Consider the following 17,064-nt stretch of genomic DNA (forward strand, 5'->3'; position numbering starts at 1 on the left):
GCAGCTGACATGATGTGCCGATGCACGCTCAGGGGAGAAGCGTCGGCCTGGGTCTTGCCCTGGTCTCGGCGCTCGCATTCGGTGGATCAGGTGTCGCGGCGAAGCCGCTGATCGAAGCAGGTCTCGACCCGCTGCACGTGGTGTGGCTGCGGGTGGCGGGGGCCGCGCTGGTGATGCTGCCGGTCGCCTGGCGCCACCGTGCGCTGGTGCGCCGCAAGCCCGCGCTCCTCGCCGGTTTCGGACTGCTTGCCGTCGCCGGGGTGCAGGCCTTCTACTTCGCCTCGCTGTCCCGGATACCGGTCGGGGTCGCCCTGCTCGTCGAGTACCTGGCACCCGCGCTGGTCCTCGGCTGGGTGCGTTTCGTCCAGCGGCGGCCGGTGACCAGGGCAGCCGCCCTGGGCGTGGTGCTCGCGGTGGGCGGCCTCGCCTGCGTGGTCGAGATCTGGGCCGGGCTCTCCTTCGACCTGCTGGGCCTCCTGCTCGCACTGGGCGCGGCCTGCTGCCAGGTCGGGTACTTCGTGATGTCCGGCCAGAGCGGCGAGGGCGAGGACGCGGTGGCTCCGCTGGGCGTCATCGCGTACGGACTGCTGGTCGGCGCCGTCGTCCTCACGGTGGTGGCCCGGCCCTGGGGCATGGACTGGGCCCTGCTCGGCGGGGCCGTCGACATGGGCGGCAGCCGGATCCAGGCATGGGTGCTGCTCGGCTGGATCGTCCTGATCGCGACGGTGCTGGCGTACGTCACCGGGGTGGTGTCCGTACGCCGGCTGTCGCCGCAGGTGGCAGGGGTGGTGGCGTGCCTGGAAGCGGTCATCGCGACCGTGGCGGCCTGGGTGCTGCTGCGCGAGCACCTCTCGCTGCCGCAGATCGTGGGCGGGGCCGTGGTCCTCGCGGGCGCGTTCATCGCACAGTCGTCGACGCCGAGGCCGGCGGGCGAGGAGCCGGTGGCGAGCGGCTCGGGCAGCGCCGGTGCGTTCGAGGGGGCCGGGACCGCCGACGGCGTCGCCGGGCGCGGGGCTCCTTCCGAGGTCCAGGATGCGGAAGGGTCGTTGTCCGCCGGCCGGACCACGCCGTAGGGTGACGATCATGCCGAACACACTCGTACTTCCCCCTCCCGCCGCTTCCTAGCGCGCGGACGCCCCGCGCCGGTCGTCGTCGACGGCTCGCGGAGGCCCACCAGGACGAGGACCGGACCCGGGCAGTCCCCGGGTGGTTCGTCGCTGCCCGCGCGCAGCCGAGCGACCCAATCCGTCTTCGTGTTCCGTGGGGAAGTCACGTGTCGAGTTCTGCCGTTTCCCGTTCCGCAGTCGTACGTTCCACCGGCCTGCCCACCGGGCGTGGCCTGCTGTACCTGATCGTCGCCGGGGTCGCCTGGGGGACCGCCGGGGCGGCGGCCTCGCTGGTCTACGGGGTCAGTGACCTCGGGCCGCTCGCCCTGTCCTTCTGGCGGTGCGCGGGAGGCCTCCTGCTGCTGCTCGCCGCCCGGCTGTGCCTGGGCGCGGGGCGTGCTCGCAAACCCGTCGCCGTCGGAGTACGGGGCAGCCGACCGGTCAGGGTGGCCCGGGTGCTGTCCACCGGGCTCGCGTTCACCGTCTTCCAGAGTGCGTACTTCGCGGCCGTCCGGTCGACCGGCCTCACCGTCGCCACGGTGATCACACTGGGGGCGGGGCCGGTGTTCATCGCGCTCGGCGCCCGTTTGCTGCTCGGTGAGCGGCTCGGGCTCGGCGGTCTCGGCGCCGTGGCGGGAGCGCTGGCCGGTCTCGGCGTGCTGACACTCGGCGGTGACGAGGCCTCGGTGCGACCCGGAGGCGTGTTGATGGCGCTGCTGTCGGCCGCCGCGTACACAGTGATGACGCTGCTGACGCGTTGGCTGGGCAGGGACGGCGGCGGGAGCGACCCGGTGCTGACCAGCGCCTGGTCCTTCGTGGTCGGCTCGGTGTGTCTGCTGCCGCTCGCCCTGGCCGAGGGGATCCTGCCGCACACCGTCGAACTGGCCAGGGTGCTCTGGCTGTTGGTGTACGTCGCGGCCGTGCCGACGGCGCTCGCGTACGCGCTCTACTTCGCCGGGGCCGCCGTCGTGCGGTCCGCGACGGTCTCCGTGATCATGCTCCTCGAACCGGTATCCGCCGCCGCCATCGCCGTCGTCCTGCTCGACGAGCGGCTGACGGTGACCACCGCCGCGGGCACCCTGCTGCTGCTCACCGCCGTGACGGGGCTCGCGTACGGCGAGGCGCGGGCAGCCGCCCGGGTGCGCCGGGCGGCTCTCGTGGCGTAGGCGGCGGACCCGTCAGAGGGCGGCGAGGTAGTCGGGGAGCTCGACCGCCGGGTCCAGGTCGTCTGCCGGGACCGGTGTGCCGTGGCCCCGGGTGAGCGGAACGACGCCGGTCCAGTACGGGAGGTCCGCGTCCTCTGCGTCGTCGTTCGGCGGGCCGGTGCGGACCTTGGCGGACACCTCGTCGAGATCCAGGCGCAGTACCGCGGTCGCCGCCAGCTCCTTGGCGTTCGCGGGACGGGAGTCCGCCGAGCGGCCGGGGACGACGTGGTCGACGAGGGCGTCCAGCGCGGTGCGCCGCTCCTCCTCGTCGACCACCGGGCGGGCCGTGCCGTGCACGACGACGGAGCGGTAGTTGAGCGAGTGGTGGAAGGCGGAGCGGGCCAGCACCAGGCCGTCGACGTGGGTGACGGTCAGACAGACCGCGATGCCGGGGGACTCCTCGGTGCGCCCGGCGGCGCGCAGCGGACGCGAACCGGTCGACCCGTGCACGTACAGGCTCTCGCCGACCCGGCCGTACAGCGTCGGCAGCACGACCGGTGCGCCGTCCCGGACGAAGCCCAGATGGCAGACGTAGCCCTCGTCGAGTATCGAGTGCACCAGCGCGCGGTCCCAGGAGGCGCGGTCAGGGGAGCGGGTGGGGACGGTCCGGTCGGTGGGGGTGTACGGGTCCGGGGAGGTGCCCTTGGCCGCGGCGAGGGCGGTGCTGTCCTGTGGGGCGTCCTGCATTTTGCGCTCTCCATTGCACTAGTGCATACTGTGTTTTGTGCTAGGAGAGTATCGGATCAGCGGCAGGCGTGCATCGGAGATTTCCGCCAGCGTGGAGCGAGGAGTGGGTGACGGCGGCCTGGAGCCCGGCCAACTCCTCCCTCCCATGCGGGAGTTGGCCCGGCAGCTGGAGGTGAATCCCAACACCGTCGCGGCCGCTTACCGGACGCTGCGTGAGCGTGGAGTCATCGAGACGGCGGGCCGCAGGGGCAGCCGCATCCGTGCGCGGCCCGCCAGTACCGCGCGTGAGTCGATCAGGGCCGATATCCCCGAGGGGGCCAGGGACCTCTCGAAGGGCAACCCCGACACCGCGCTCCTGCCGGCCCTGCGGGACGCGCTGCTGTACGCGGCGGCGCGGGCGGACGAGACGCCGGGTCTGTACGGGGAGGAGGCGCTCGATCCCGAGCTGGCGCGGCTGGCGAGATCGGACTTCGACGCGGCGGGGGTGCCGGGCGGGCCGGTCGCCGCCACCTCCGGCTCGCTGGACGCGATCGAGCGGGTGCTGGCCGTGCACCTGAAACCCGGGGACACGGTCGCGGTGGAGGACCCCGGGTGGGGCTCCCTGCTCGATCTGGTGCCGGCCCTCGGGCTGCGGGCGGTACCGGTGGCGGTGGACGACGAGGGGCCACTGCCCGACGAGGTGGGGCGGGCGCTGCGGGCCGGGGCGCGGGCGGTGGTGGTGACGGCGCGGGCACAGAATCCTACGGGGGCCGCGGTGAGCGCCGGGCGGGCCGCGGCACTGCGGGAGGTGTTGGCGGAGCACCCGTCGGTGCTGCTGGTCGAGGACGACCACGGGCACGGGATCGTGGACCTGCCGGTGCACGTGCTGGCGGGGGCGGGCGGCGGGCCCTGGGTCTTCGTACGGTCGGTTTCGAAGGCGTACGGGCCGGACCTGCGGGTCGCCGTGCTGACCGGCGACCCGGAGACGGTCGACCGGGTGCGCGGCCGGCAGCGGCTGGGGCCCGGGTGGGTGAGCCTGCTGCTCCAGCGGGCCGTCGTGCGGCTGTGGACGTCGGGAGCGGTGGACGCGGGTGAGGTGGCCCGGTCCTACGCCGGGCGGCGGGACGCACTGGTGGCGGCACTGGCGGAGCGGGGCGTGGTGGCGCACGGGCGCACCGGCATGAACGTGTGGGTGCCGGTGGCGGACGAGACCGGGGCGGTGGCCCGGATGCTGTACGCGGGCTGGGGCGTGGCGCCGGGGGCCAGGTTCCGGATGGCCGCGGGACCGGGAATCCGCCTCACCGTCTCCACGCTGGGCGTCGAGGAGATCAACACGGTGGCCGACGCGGTGACGGCGGCGACCGGGCGGGGCGTGGAGGGGCGACGGTACGGGTGAGGAACGCGGAGGGGTGGGGGTGCGGTTCGGGTGAGGAGCGCGGTGGTGTGGGGGTGTGGTGCGGTGGGCCCCGCTCCCAGGCACTCGCCACGTCGGCGCGCGGCGTGTGCGTCGTCCCCGTACGCCGAGCGATGTGGCGGCATGTGTACGTATTGCGGCGTGCCGATGCCGACCGGCGCCCCTTTCGGACAGGGCGACGGTGGACGCGTCGGCGGCGGGGGAGCGGGGAGGCGAGCCGGCCGCGCGGGAACGGCCGCCGGGTCTGCCGGGCCGCTCTACAGGTCGGCCAGTTTGCGGAAGTCCCAGGAGGCGATCGCGTCCGGGGTCAGCCGTAGCCAGGCGTGCCTGCCGTCGTGCGGCATCTCGGCCAGGCCGAAGTACTTGCGGGCGAACAACCCCTCAGGGGAGGTCAGTTCGGGGCACGGCTCTCCGGTGCGGGGCGCTTCCCCGACGAACTCCGCGGCGCCGGAAAGCTCCACGCCGCGCAGTTCCCCGTACTCGACGCCGTCGTCCACGACCACCGCGAGCCTGGGGTCCTTGCCCAACTGTGCCCAGCGGCGGCTGCGGGTGATCGAGTAGAGCCAGACCGAGGCGCCGTCCCAGACGAACCACAGCGCGCCGACGTGCGGGGCGCCGTCCGCCGAGACGGTGGCCACCCGGCAGACGCGCTGCCCGGTGAGGTACGCGTCCCGCTCGGTGTCCGTCATCATGATCCGGCGGCCCCGGCGCTGGGTGGGTTCGTTGATGGCCATCTGCTCTCCCCTGCACGGTTTCTGATGTGGCGTCAGAAATCATGGGCGCTCTTCCTTCGGTGCGCAATGGCGGCTACTCTCGCGCGCCATGTCGGCATACGAACGGCTCGCGGCACAACTCGAACCCGCCAGCACCGCACTGCTCACCGTGGAGTGCCAGGAAGGCGTGGTCGGTGCGGACAGCGCACTGCCCGAACTGGCGGCCGAGGCAAGGAAATCGGGCGCGCTGCGGCAGGTCGCACGACTGGTCGACGCGGCGCACCACGCGGGCGTGCAGGTGGTGCACGCCATCGCCGAACGGCGTCCTGACGGGCGCGGCGCCAACCACAACGCCCGCCTCTTCCGGGCGGCGGAGCGGCTGCCCGTGCAACAGGTGTCCGGCACCCGGGCCGTACGGGTGGCCGATCCCGTCGAGGTGGCGGACTCGGACTTCGTGGTCCGCCGGCTGCACGGCCTCTCCCCGGTCTCCGGCACCGACGTGGACGCGCTGCTGCGCAACCTCGGCTGCCGGAACGTGGTCGTGACGGGCGTCTCCGCGAACGTGGCGATCCCCAACGCGGTGTTCGACCTGGTGAACCTCGGTTACCAGGTGGTGGTGCCCGCCGACGCGATCGCGGGCGTACCGGCGGACTACACGCAGGCCATGGTGCAGCACACGCTCGCCCTCGTCTCGACGGTGACGCGGTCCGACGAGGTGCGGGGGCTGTGGCTGCGGGGGCGTCAGGCCGGGGGCGGGTCGTAAGCGGCCATCCCCGGCGGGGGGGGGGGCGGGTCGTAAGAGGCCGTCCCCCGGGCGGATCCGGGCCGGACCGCCTGGGGCGCCGCCTAGTGAACCGGCGGCGGTCCCGGTGCCAGCCGTGTCCAGCGGGCCCTGCGCGGGCGCTGTCCGGCGCGTACGTTTGCCGCTGCCGTCGCCGTGCGCAGCTGCTGGCGGATCTCGCCGAGGTGCTCGGACGGGCTGTACACCGTGAGTGCCCCGCGCGAGGGGGACAGCAGCAGGGCGCCGGGCGCCGGGGCCGTCTCGCCGTCGTACGCGAGGAGTTCGACGTCGTCGAGGGCGCCCACCGTCAGCCGGCTGACGCGTTCGGCGTGAAAGACCCGGGAGCGGTTCAGCGCGCCGCCGAGCGCGGAGATCACCAGGCGGGTGCGGGCCAGCCGCGCCGACGCGTCGACGGTACGTACGTCCAGCACGCCCTCATCCAGGTGCGGGCGGTGCGAAGGCGCCAGGCCGTCCGGCACGTAATGGCCGTTGCCCACGAACAACAGCCACAGGGAGCGGGGTTCGCCGTCGAGAGTGATCTCCATGGGTGAGGCGTCGCGCAACACACCCACCAGGGACACCGCTGCGGCGGGCCACTTGCCGATGCGGCCCTCCCAGCGCTCGCGGCGCCGCACCAGTTCGGGGTAGAAGCCGATGCTGAAGGTGTTCACGAAGTCGGTGACGTGACCGCCGGCGCCGTCGGTGACCCTGGCCAGGTCCGCCCGTACCGCCTCGCCCTGCTGCACCGCGTGCGCGGTGTCCTCGAAGGTGGCGGTGTCCGCGTCCAGGGCGAAGTGGTTGAGGGTGCCGCCGGGGAACACGGCGAGTGCGAGCCCCTCTTCGGCGGCGCGTGCCGCGGCAGCGCTCACCGTGCCGTCGCCGCCGCAGACACCCAGGACACCGGCCAGTTCCTTGGCCCGCACCACCGCTTCGTCCAGGACGCCCTCCAGGTCGGCGCCCGTGTCGCGCACCAGGACCTCGGCCTTGGGCAGGAGCAGCCGCAGGTGCTCCTCGGCGGGAAGGCGGCCGGGAACGCCCTTGCCGGAACCGGAGTTGACGACCACGACCAGGCCCTCGCCGTGCGGCAGGGCGGGCGCCTCGACGCGGGTGCGTGCGTCGCGCACGGACGCGGGACGCGGCGGCCACCAGTGGCAGGTGACGGCGGCGGCGGCCACGCCCAGGGCGCACCCGGCGAGTACGTCTCCGGGGTAATGGACGCCGACGTACACCCGGGAGAAGGCGACGCCGGCCGCAACGGGGGCGAGGAGGGCGCCGTAGCGCGGGGCTTCCAGCGCTACCCCGGCGACGAAGGCGGCGGCGGAGGCGGAGTGCCCGGACGGGAAGGACGGGGTCCAGGGGATCTTGACGGGGCGCCGGACGAAGGGCACGGAGTGGGACGAGGGCCTGCGCCGGCGGATCGCGTACTTGGCGACGGCGTTGGTGGTGACCGAGGCGAGGAGGAGCGAACCGGTGCCTCGGCGGGCGGCGCGCCGGGCGGCGGGCCCGCCGGCCACGGCCAGGGCCGCCGCCGTGCCGAACCAGAGGCGGCCGTGGTTGGCGGAGGCGGAGAGCACCGGCAGGAGGCGGTCGGCGCCGGGGATGTGGGCGGCGGCGACCTTGTCGAACCAGCGGTGGTCGAGCTTGCTGAGGCGGGTCATGGGGCGCCGTCCGGATCGGGGGTGGGGTGCGCGGGCTGCCGCACTGCCGGTCCTGCCGGAGCACGCAAGCGGCCGGCAGGAGAAACGTCCGGCGAGAAAGGAGCCCGACAAAAGATGAGCTGTCGCACAAGGTAGCAATGCGATGAATGCCCGGCACGTTCGGGGGAGCGGCCGTCGGCTCGCGGTGCGCGTCCGGCGACTGTTTGTTCTAGTGAAGGCGAACGGTGGTTCATCGGCGCACGCCCGTGAACGGTGGTTCATCGGCGCACGCCCGTGAACGGTGGTTCACCGGCGCGCGCGCCCACGGGCCGGTTTCCGGACACCCCAGCAGGCAGAGGAGTCACCTCATGAGCACGGACCAGAGCCCGACGCCTCCGCCGACGGGCGCGACCCCGGGCCCGACATCTCCGCCGCCGGGTGCGACCCCGGGCCCGACGCCTCCGCCGCCGGGCGCTGCCCCGGGCCCCGGCCAGGCGCCGCAGTGGGGGCCGCGCCCCGAGGAAGGGCCGCTGCACCGGCTCGGCAGAGGGGCCTGGCAGGCGGTGCTCGCGGCCGGGCTCGCCGCGGTCGTCCTGGGCGTCCTCGTGCTCGCCTGGCCGGGGCGCACCCTGGTCGTCGTGGCCGTGCTCTTCGGTCTGTACCTGCTGGTCAGTGGTGTGATGCAGCTGGTCGGCGCCTTCGGTACCCACGTTTCGACGCCGCTGCGGGTGATGGCCTTCATCAGCGGTGCGCTGTCCGTCCTGCTGGGCCTGTTCTGCTTCCGGGGTGCGATGCAGTCGCTGCTGCTGCTCGCCCTGTGGATCGGCATCGGCTGGCTGTTCCGCGGCATCACCCAGACGGTCGCTGCGATCTCCGACCCGGCGATGCCGGCCAGGGGCTGGCAGGTCCTGCTGGGCCTCGTCAGCGTGCTCGGCGGAATCGTCCTGATCGTCTCGCCGCTGGACTCGATCGCGGTGCTCACCGTCATCGGCGGCTGCTGGCTGCTCGCGGTCGGCCTGGTGGAGATCGTCGTCGCCTTCCGCATCCGCCACCGGGCGCACCGGGTGCCGCGCGACGCCTGAGCGCGACGGTCGCACGCACGGCGCCCCGGCCACCGGTCTCTCGACCGGTGACCGGGGCGCCATGGCGATCCGTAGCTCACCCCGTACGGTCCGGGTAGCTCACCCCGTACGGTCCGGGCTGCGTCGTACACGGCCCGGGAGGGAACGCGCTGTCCGGGTCAGACGCGCACGGAGTCCCGCTCGCTGTCGTCCCGGTCCTGCTGGTCCCGCTCCTTGCCCGCGGTGTGCTTGGCGTCCAGGGCGGCCCCCTCGATGTCGAGGTCGGGCAGGGCCCGCTGGAGCGGACGCGGCAGCCACCAGGCGGCGCGGCCCAGCAGGCTCATCACCGCGGGCACCAGTGTCATGCGGACGACGAACGCGTCGATGACGACGCCCACCGCCAGGGCGAATCCGATCGACTTGATGATCGGGTCGTCCAGCAGGACGAACCCGCCGAACACCGCGGTCATGATCAGCGCGGCCGCGGTCACCACCCGGGCGTTGTGGCCGACGCCGCCCACCACCGCCTCCTTGGCGGGCGCGCCGTGCACGAAGTCCTCACGCATCCGCGAGACCAGGAAGACCTCGTAGTCCATGGCGAGACCGAAGAGGATGCCGATCAGCAGGATCGGCAGGAAGCTGACGAGCGGCCCGGGGGTGTCGATCCCGACGAACTGTGCGAGGTGGCCCTCCTGGAAGATGCCGACCGTGATGCCGAACGTCGCGCCGACGGTCAGCAGGAAGCCCAGCGCCGCCTTCAGCGGTACCAGCACCGAGCGGAACACCAGCATCAGCAGGAGCACCGACAGGCCCACGACCAGCGCCAGGTAGACCGGCATCGCGTCGGCCAGCTTCTCCGAGACGTCGATGCCGAGCGCGGTGACGCCGGTCAGGGCGATGTCGGCGCCCGAGACCTGGCCGACCCTGTCGCGGATGTCGTGCACCGCGTTCTCGGTGGCCTCCGTGGTCGGGCCGTCCTTGGGGATGACCGCCAGCAGGGCGGTGGTGCGGTCCTTGTTGAACTGCGCGGGTGCCACGGCGAAGACGCCGTCCGCCTGCTGGATGAGACGGGAGGCCTGGGCCGTCGCTTCCTTGGTCTGCGTCGGGTCGTCGGAGCTGACCACGGCGATCAGGCGCCCGTTGAAACCGGGGCCGAATCCCTCGCTGGTCAGGTCGTACGCCTTACGGGCCGGGGAGTCCACGGCGGCGGTACCCGCGTCGGGCAGCGCGAGCCGCATGTCCTGGACCGGCAGGGCGAGCACGCCGAGGCCCGCGATCCCGACGACCAGCAGGGGGACGCGCAGCTTGGCGACCAGCCGGCCCCAGCGGAAGCCGAACGGCTCCTTGGCCGGCTGCCCCTGCGCCGGGCTGTCCGGGGAAGGACCTGTCCCGTCCTGCGTCCCGGCGCGGTCGGCCCGCTGCTTCTTGTTCTTGCGCAGCCGGCGCGGCAGCACGCGTTCGCCCGCGAAACCGAGGGCGGCGGGCAGCAGGGTGAGGGCGACGAGGACGGCGACCAGCACGGTGCCGGCCGCGGCCACGCCCATGACGCTCAGGAACGGGATGCCGACGACGGAGAGGCCGACCAGTGCGATGACGACGGTGGCGCCTGCGAAGACGACCGCCGAGCCCGCGGTGCCGGTGGCCCGGCCGACGGCTTCCTCGCCCTCCATGCCCTCGGCGAGGTACTGCCGGTAGCGCGAGGTGATGAAGAGGGAGTAGTCGATGCCGACGGCCAGGCCGAGCATCAGCGCCAGGATGGGCGCGGTACTCGTCAGCTCGACGGTGCTGCTGAGCGCGAAGAGGCCCGCCATGCCGGCCGCGACGCCGATCAGGGCGTTGAGCAGCGTCATCCCGGCCGCGACCAGGGAACCGAAGGTGACGACGAGGACGACCGCGGCGACCGCGACGCCGATCGCCTCGGTGGAACCCACCTCGACCTTCGCCGTCATCACCTCGCCGCCGTGCTCGACGGTGAGGCCCTTCGCGGCGTCACCGGTCTTCTCGAAGGCGGTCCGCTGGGCGTCGGTGACATCCTCGGCCGACTTGTCGAACTGCACCTGGATCAGCGCGTGGCGGGCGTCGGGGGAGACCGACTTCGCCTGGAAGGGGTCGACCGCGCCACTGACACCGGGCACGGCCGCAGCGTCACGCACGATCGGCGCGACACGGGCGGGAGTCAGCCGTTCCCCCTCGGGGGCCGCCACCACGACGGTGCCTGTGGTGCCACTGGCCTCGGGGAACTCCTCCTTGAGTGCGGTCAGGGCACGCTGCGACTCGGTGCCGGGCATGGTGAACTTGTCGGTCGTCGGGCCCTGGAAGACCAGGGCCAGCGTGCCGAGCAGGGCGAGCAGGAGCAGCCAGCCGGCGGCTATGCGGCCGCGACGGCGGAACGAGAACCGGCCGAGCCGGTAGAGCAGGGATGCCATGCGGAGGGTATGTCTCCTCGGTCGGTACGGACGCGGGCGGCCCGTCGGGCGAGGGGCGGGGCATCGACCGGATCGAGTGGTCGATCCGGATCGCCCCCGCCGCGGGCCCGGGTGGCGCGGGTCACGGGACAGGCGGTGCGGGGTGCTGCGGGGGTAGGGGGCCGGGACGGTCCGGGGTGCGGGTGGCGGGCCCGCGGTCGGACCCGAGGGCGGGCAGGTCAGCCGGTGCGCCGGCCGAGGGTGCGCAGGGCGCCCTGGACGAGTTCGTCGCGCAGGACGTCGTCCGGCACGTCCACCTCACTGGCGCAGGTCACGAACACCGCACCGAGCACCATGTGCGCGCCGACGATCCCTCTCGGGTCGCCGGAGCCGCCGCTCATGGCCACGACAAGGCGCTCCGCCAGCTCGGTGATGCCGCCCAGAGCCGGGTTGCAGATCATCGTCGGGGTGTCCTCGAAGAGGATCTTCACCTCGCGCCGGTAGCGCAGGGCGAGATCCACGTAGCCGGTCACCGCCGCCTCCACCCGCCGGTCGTCGGGCAGGGCGGACAACCGGCCGTCGAGAGCGGCGAGCCCTTCGCCCGCGGGCGTGAGCAACTCGGTGAGGATCGCTTCCTTGGTACTGAAGTGATAGATCAACGAGGCCTTGGAACAGCCCGCGTCGGCCGCGATGGCGTGCAGGGACGTCCCGTTGAAGCCTCCCGTGGCGAAAAGACGGAGAGCGGAGTCGAGGATGTGTCCGCGCATCGCGGATGCAGGTCGCACCATGCCCCTACCGTAACTGTCCGATCGGTCAGAACTGACCGATCGGACAGGGAATCGGTGTGAAGTGCGCCATCGTGTGGAGCGCCCGATGCTGGGTACGGCGGAGGCGGAAGACGCCTACCGATGTAACGACGTGACGGAGACCGCGGTGAAGCTCGATCTGACAGGACGCACGGCACTGGTGACCGGATCCACCCAGGGAATCGGAGCGGCGATCGCCACCGGCCTCGCACGGGCCGGTGCGCGGGTGGGTGTCAACGGCCGTGACGAGAAGCGCGTGAGGGAGGCGATGAGCCGGATCGCCGACCAGGTGCCGGGCGCCGACCTCGTCGCGGTGCCCGCGGACGTGACGACCCCCGAGGGGGTCGAGGAGGTGGCGCGGGCCCTGCCGGACCTCGACGTCCTGGTCAACAACCTCGGAATCTTCGGCGCCACGCCCGCGATGGAGATCACCGACGAGGACTGGCGGCGCTACTTCGAGATCAACGTGCTCTCCGCGATCCGCCTCACCCGGCGCTTCCTGCCGGGGATGAAGGAGCGCGGCTGGGGCCGGGTGCAGTACATCGCGAGCGACTCCGCCGTGGTGATCCCCGCCGAGATGATCCACTACGGGGTGTCGAAGACGGCGCTCCTCGCGGTCGGCCGGGGCTTCGCCAAGGAGGCGGCGGGCAGCGGTGTCACGGTGAACACGGTCATGGCGGGCCCCACCCACACCGAGGGTGTGGAGTCCTTCGTGTACGAACTGGTCGACGAGCAGCTTCCGTGGGAGGAGGCGCAGCGCGAGTTCATGCGCGTGCACAGGCCGCAGTCGCTCATCCAACGGCTCATCGAGCCCGAGGAGATCGCGAACATGGTCGTCTACCTCGCCTCGCCCCTGGCGTCGGCGACGACGGGCGGAGCGCTGCGTGTCGACGGTGGATACGTGGACTCGATCTTGCCGTAGCTGATGGCAGGTGGCAGGTGGCAGGTGGCAGGTGGCAGGTGGCAGGTGGCAGGTGGCAGCCGGGTAGCCGGTGGCCGCTGGCCGGTGGCCCAACAGTGCGGTGGGTACGCCCTGTTGGGCCGTCCGTGCGTGAGTGATCCAGCCCCGACGGCCTAGTTGAACGGGTCCAGCGTGATGTACGCCTGCCGCGGGTCCCCGTCGTGGACCAGGGACTCGTGCGCGCCGACGTCGTCGAACGCGAAGCCGTACGCCTTGCCGTCGGCCATCTGCGCGTGGATGTGCCGGGAGTAGTGGTTGGTCACCGCGTCCTTGTAGAAGTTCGCGTTCGAGGTGTCGGGCTGGTTGGGGTTGGTGAGGAGGGTCGAGCGGTTGTATCCCGCGCACAGCGTGCGGGAGATGGGGCCCCGCACCAGGTCGTTGGGGGCGTCGAGGAGCTTGTAGCAGCCGAAGATGCTGTCGGAGTCGGGCTTCTGGAAGCTCGTGACGACCGCGCCCGAGGTGTTGGTGAAGTTCATCGTGTTGCCGGAGACCCGGCCGACGTACTTGATGGACGGTTGGTCGGCGAACGGGGTCACGGTGAGCGGCTCCGCCGCGTACTTGGCCCATACGCGGTTGACGTAGTCGTTCATCACCGAGGCGGGCAGCGCGCCCGCCTCGATGCCGTGGCCGGGCGCCAGTGCCCGCAGGACGGTCCCGTCGGCCCGGGTCCTGATCAGGCCGGCCCAGCCGCCGGGCTGGTTGCGCAGGGAGTTGAAGAAGGCGTTGTAGCCGCCGGGCTTGAGATGCCCGGTGGTCTTGGTGGTGCCGTTCGGGAGCTTCACGCCGACCGCGTAGGGCGCGGAGAACATGTCGACCTGGGTGCTGTTGATCCACAGTCCCGAGTCGTTGAGCGTGTACTCGGTCCAGTTGAACAGGATGTTGGCGTTCGGGTCGCTCGGGTTCTGCACGGCGGGCTGCACCAGGCCGCCGGTGGTGAGCTTGAAGACGAGCTTCTGGCCGTAGCTGAAGTAGACGCGGCCCGAGAACTTGGGCAGTTGGATCGTCTTGGCCTGGCCGTTGGCTGGGCCGGGGATGGACGCGTCGGGAGCGGGCGTGGGCGGGTTGCCGCCGGCCGGCCACGGGTGGAAGGCACCGCTCGCGTCGGCCCAGCCCTGCCGGCCGGAGGAGAGCTCGGTGCCGATGACGTAGACGTGGACCTGGTCGCCGCGACCGGAGTTGTTGGTGAGGGTGAGCGGGATGGTCGCGGGAACCGCCTTGACCGCGGCAGGGGCCGCGGCGTCGGCGGACTGCGCGGTCGTCGAGGTGACGACCAGTCCGGCGGCGAGCGCGAGTGCGGCGACGAGTGCGGTCGGCCTCGGACGGGAACGGGGGACGCGGTGAGCGGACAAGTCTTCCTCCATGGGGGGAGCGCTGTGGGGAGCGGAGAGCGCGGGAAGGAAGCTGAGAGCGCTCTCAGAACACGTCTTGGACGCTAGCGAGCGGCCGTGTACGCGTCAATGGCCTGAACCAGAGCTCCGTGGAGGGGCTTTAACGCGCCGTCGGACGGCGGTGGCTTGCGTGTGCCTTCGGGGAGCGGCTGGCACTGTGCCTCCGCGGCGCGTGGCGTGCACGTGCCTTCGTGCAGTGGCTGGCACTGTGACTTCGCGGCGCGTGGCGTGCACGTGCCTTCGGGGAGCGGCTTGCACTGTGACTCCGTGGAGCGCGGCGGGCATGTACCGTCGTGCAGCGGCGTGCACTGTGACTCCGCAGAGCGGCGTGAACGTGCCTCGGGGAGCGGCTCGTAGTGCGGCGGCCTGCGCCGCCGGCGCGCCGCCGCCCCCGGTCGCTCCTGTGCGGCAGCGTGCGACCCGGCCGGTCGGCGTTGCCCTCAGCGGGGAGGGAAGGTGGTGCGCAGTCGGTAGCGCTCGCCGCTGTACTCGACCGCGGACAGCAGTACGGGCCGCTGTTCCCGCGTGTAGATCGTCTGATCCAGCGCCAGGACGGGCGAGCCCTGCGGGATCTGCAGCTGCCGGGCCAGTTCGGGTTCGGCGCTGCGTGCCTCGATGGTGGCCTCCGAGCGGTCCAACTCCACGCCCCGGGCCCTGAGTTCGTCGAAGAGGGAGGACGAGGTGAAATCGGCCTCTTCGATGCCCGGCGCGTGGCGGGTGACGACGAGAGTGCGGTCGACCGCGATACGGACGTCGTCCAGGAGCCTGACCCGGTCGAGCCGGAAGAGCGGGGTTCCTGCCGGGACGTCGAGACGCTCGGCCTCGTTCAGTGACGCGACGGCAGGCTCCTGGCGCAGTACGAGGGAGCCCGGCGTCAGATTCTTGCGACGGGCGGTCGCGCTGAAGGACTCCAGGTCGTTCGGCCACTCCCTGGCCGCCACCGGCGCTGCGACGAACCAGCCCCTGCCGTGCGATGCGGTGAGCAGTTGCTGGTCCACGAGGTGCAGCAGCGCCTTGCGCAGGGTGACCCGGGAGATGTCGTACCGGGTGGAGAGTTCCCGCTCGGACGACAGCCGGGCACCGGGAGCGAGGCCGCGGCTGACGATGTCCTCGCGAATGAGGTCGGCGGCCTGCGACCACAGCGGGGCGGCGCCACTCGCGCGCTGGGGGGCGCGCGCCGAGCTGACGTGACCGGGCATGCGTGAACCTCCGACTGCGGCAGAGCCCGAACCATACCACTGCTGACCACTTGTGCCTACGGGTGGGCAGGTCTTGTCTCGACGCAGGCGACCTCCGGCAATTCTCATTCAATACCAGTGTTGACCAGTTGCATACCTCTGCTTACCTTGTAGGTGCGGCGGCCGGGACTCTGCCCGCGCCGGCCTCGGTGTGCCCGCCTCTCGGCGGCACCGGTCCCCTTTGGTCGATGGAGGAAGACGGATGACCTCGGTCACGGCGAAGAAGCGCGCCGGCAGCGGCGTGATGGCGGTCATGCAACGCATCGGCCGCAGCCTGATGCTGCCGGTGGCGGTGCTGCCCGCAGCGGCCATCCTGCTGCGCCTGGGCAAGGAGGACCTGCTGGGCCGCGAGGCCTTCCCGGAGATCGTGCAGAAGTTCGGGATGATCCTCTCGGCCGGCGGCCAGACGGTCTTCGACAATCTGCCGCTGCTCTTCGCCATCGGCGTGGCCATCGGCTTCGCCAAGAAGGCGGACGGCTCCACCGCCCTCGCCGCCGCCGTCGGCTACCTCGTGTTCAAGAACGTCCTGGCCAGCCCCGCCTTCCCGAAGGGCGTCGACGGTGACCCGCTGGACGCCAAGGTGCTCGGCGGGATCGTCATGGGCCTGGTGTGCGCCCTGCTCTACCAGCGCTTCAGCCGGACCAAACTGCCCGACTGGCTCGGCTTCTTCGGTGGGCGCCGGCTCGTACCGATCCTCAGCGCGTTCGCCGGTGTGGTCATGGGTACAGCCTTCGGTGTCGTCTGGCCGACCGTCGGCGGCTGGTTCTTCCACTTCGGGGAGTGGCTGGTGGGCACCGGTGCCTGGGGAGCCGGGCTGTTCGGCCTGGTCATACGCGCCCTGATCCCGATCGGCATGCACCACTTCTTCCAGTTCTTCCCCTGGTTCGAAGCGGGTTCCTTCGTCAACCCGCAGACGGGCGCGGAGGTGCACGGTGACATCGCGCGCTTCCTGGCGGGCGACCCCAGTGCCGGGCAGTTCATGACCGGCGGCTTCCCGATCTACATGTTCGCGCTGCCCGCCGCCGCGCTCGCCATCGCGCACACCGCACACCCGCAGCACCGTACGGCGGTCAAGGGCATGATGATCTCCGTCGCGCTGACCTCGTTCGTCACGGGCGTGACCGAGCCGATCGAGTTCAGCTTCATGTTCGTGGCACCGGTTCTGTACGCGATCCACGCGGTGCTCTTCGGAGTCTCCATGGCCGTCTGCTACGCGCTGGGAATCCGGGACGGTTTCGGCTTCTCGTCGGGTGCCATCGACTACATCGTGAACTACGGGATCGCCACCAAGCCCTGGATGCTCATCCCCATCGGCCTGGTGTTCGCGGCGCTCTACTACGTGATCTTCCGGTTCGCCATCGTCAAGTTCAACCTGCCCACCCCGGGCCGGGAACCGGCCGAGAGCCCGGCCGACGACGGGGACACCGCAGTGGTAACTGCCGCCCCCGACGCCGCCGACGGTACGGACACGAGCGCAGCTGCCAGCCGTACGCACACGGACGCAGCCGCCGACGGTACGCACGCGAGCACAGCAGCCGATCCTGCGCAGCCGCCCTCGGGCACGGCGCAGGCGCCCGACCAGGCGCCCCCCGCTCCCTGACACCCCGCGCCCCGGCGCACTCGCGCCCACCCCCCCCTGCGCCCCGCCCGTACCCGAGTACCTGAACGAGCCCTGGAAAGGAA

The 17,064-nt window shown here is 72.1% G+C and carries 14 protein-coding genes; 7 read left to right on the forward strand and 7 right to left on the reverse strand.

Features of this window, described 5'->3' with window-relative positions; genetic code table 11:
• Positions 1-20 precede the first annotated feature (20 nt).
• Both ACIQM4_RS22295 and ACIQM4_RS22300 read left to right on the forward strand, forming a co-directional pair.
• Positions 21-1,073 carry an EamA family transporter gene (locus tag ACIQM4_RS22295; RefSeq protein WP_401594265.1) on the forward strand — a complete coding sequence of 351 codons (1,053 nt, stop codon included), beginning with the start codon at positions 21-23 and terminating at the stop codon, positions 1,071-1,073.
• A gap of 200 nt (positions 1,074-1,273) precedes the next feature.
• Complete coding sequence (locus ACIQM4_RS22300) at positions 1,274-2,272, forward strand: DMT family transporter (RefSeq protein WP_401594268.1); 999 nt, start codon at positions 1,274-1,276, stop codon at positions 2,270-2,272.
• 12 nt (positions 2,273-2,284) lie between these two features.
• Here ACIQM4_RS22300 and ACIQM4_RS22305 read toward each other — a convergent pair whose 3' ends face one another.
• Positions 2,285-2,998 (reverse strand): pyridoxamine 5'-phosphate oxidase family protein, encoded by a 714-nt coding sequence (locus ACIQM4_RS22305; protein WP_401594271.1) that lies wholly within the window; start codon positions 2,996-2,998, stop codon positions 2,285-2,287.
• Between the two features lie 37 nt (positions 2,999-3,035).
• Here ACIQM4_RS22305 and ACIQM4_RS22310 point away from each other — a divergent pair, with 37 nt between their 5' ends.
• A complete protein-coding gene (locus tag ACIQM4_RS22310) occupies positions 3,036-4,373 on the forward strand; it encodes an aminotransferase class I/II-fold pyridoxal phosphate-dependent enzyme (RefSeq protein WP_401594273.1) in 1,338 nt (445 codons plus the stop codon).
• 275 nt (positions 4,374-4,648) lie between these two features.
• On the opposite strand, the gene ACIQM4_RS22315 is transcribed toward ACIQM4_RS22310, so the two are convergent.
• Positions 4,649-5,125, reverse strand: a complete 477-nt coding sequence (locus tag ACIQM4_RS22315; protein WP_401594276.1) for a pyridoxamine 5'-phosphate oxidase family protein — start codon at positions 5,123-5,125, stop codon at positions 4,649-4,651.
• Positions 5,126-5,213: 88 nt separating this feature from the next.
• Between ACIQM4_RS22315 and ACIQM4_RS22320 the strand changes: the two genes are divergently transcribed.
• On the forward strand, positions 5,214-5,867 hold the full coding sequence (locus ACIQM4_RS22320) for a cysteine hydrolase (protein ID WP_401594279.1): 654 nt from the start codon (positions 5,214-5,216) through the stop codon (positions 5,865-5,867).
• Positions 5,868-5,950: 83 nt separating this feature from the next.
• Here ACIQM4_RS22320 and ACIQM4_RS22325 read toward each other — a convergent pair whose 3' ends face one another.
• Positions 5,951-7,543: a bifunctional phosphatase PAP2/diacylglycerol kinase family protein gene (locus tag ACIQM4_RS22325; protein ID WP_401594282.1), complete on the reverse strand. Its 1,593-nt coding sequence runs from the start codon at positions 7,541-7,543 to the stop codon at positions 5,951-5,953.
• A 347-nt stretch (positions 7,544-7,890) separates the two neighbouring features.
• On the opposite strand from ACIQM4_RS22325, the gene ACIQM4_RS22330 reads away from it, so the two are divergent.
• Positions 7,891-8,604, forward strand: a complete 714-nt coding sequence (locus ACIQM4_RS22330) for an HdeD family acid-resistance protein (protein WP_401594284.1) — start codon at positions 7,891-7,893, stop codon at positions 8,602-8,604.
• A gap of 158 nt (positions 8,605-8,762) precedes the next feature.
• On the opposite strand, the gene ACIQM4_RS22335 is transcribed toward ACIQM4_RS22330, so the two are convergent.
• Both ACIQM4_RS22335 and ACIQM4_RS22340 read right to left on the reverse strand, forming a co-directional pair.
• Positions 8,763-11,009 (reverse strand): MMPL family transporter, encoded by a 2,247-nt coding sequence (locus ACIQM4_RS22335; RefSeq protein WP_401594287.1) that lies wholly within the window; start codon positions 11,007-11,009, stop codon positions 8,763-8,765.
• A 218-nt stretch (positions 11,010-11,227) separates the two neighbouring features.
• Positions 11,228-11,776: a TetR/AcrR family transcriptional regulator gene (locus tag ACIQM4_RS22340; protein ID WP_401594290.1), complete on the reverse strand. Its 549-nt coding sequence runs from the start codon at positions 11,774-11,776 to the stop codon at positions 11,228-11,230.
• A gap of 145 nt (positions 11,777-11,921) precedes the next feature.
• Here ACIQM4_RS22340 and ACIQM4_RS22345 point away from each other — a divergent pair, with 145 nt between their 5' ends.
• Positions 11,922-12,716: an SDR family NAD(P)-dependent oxidoreductase gene (locus ACIQM4_RS22345; protein ID WP_401595008.1), complete on the forward strand. Its 795-nt coding sequence runs from the start codon at positions 11,922-11,924 to the stop codon at positions 12,714-12,716.
• Positions 12,717-12,868: 152 nt separating this feature from the next.
• Here ACIQM4_RS22345 and ACIQM4_RS22350 read toward each other — a convergent pair whose 3' ends face one another.
• On the reverse strand, positions 12,869-14,116 hold the full coding sequence (locus ACIQM4_RS22350; RefSeq protein WP_401594293.1) for a glycoside hydrolase family 64 protein: 1,248 nt from the start codon (positions 14,114-14,116) through the stop codon (positions 12,869-12,871).
• Positions 14,117-14,583: 467 nt separating this feature from the next.
• Positions 14,584-15,342, reverse strand: a complete 759-nt coding sequence (locus ACIQM4_RS22355; RefSeq protein ID WP_401594296.1) for a GntR family transcriptional regulator — start codon at positions 15,340-15,342, stop codon at positions 14,584-14,586.
• Between the two features lie 241 nt (positions 15,343-15,583).
• Here ACIQM4_RS22355 and ACIQM4_RS22360 point away from each other — a divergent pair, with 241 nt between their 5' ends.
• Complete coding sequence (locus ACIQM4_RS22360; RefSeq protein ID WP_401594299.1) at positions 15,584-16,981, forward strand: PTS transporter subunit EIIC; 1,398 nt, start codon at positions 15,584-15,586, stop codon at positions 16,979-16,981.
• The last annotated feature ends 83 nt before the right edge of the window (positions 16,982-17,064 follow it).

It is taken from the genome of Streptomyces sp. NPDC091272, from assembly GCF_044757485.1.
Classification (GTDB): domain Bacteria; phylum Actinomycetota; class Actinomycetes; order Streptomycetales; family Streptomycetaceae; genus Streptomyces.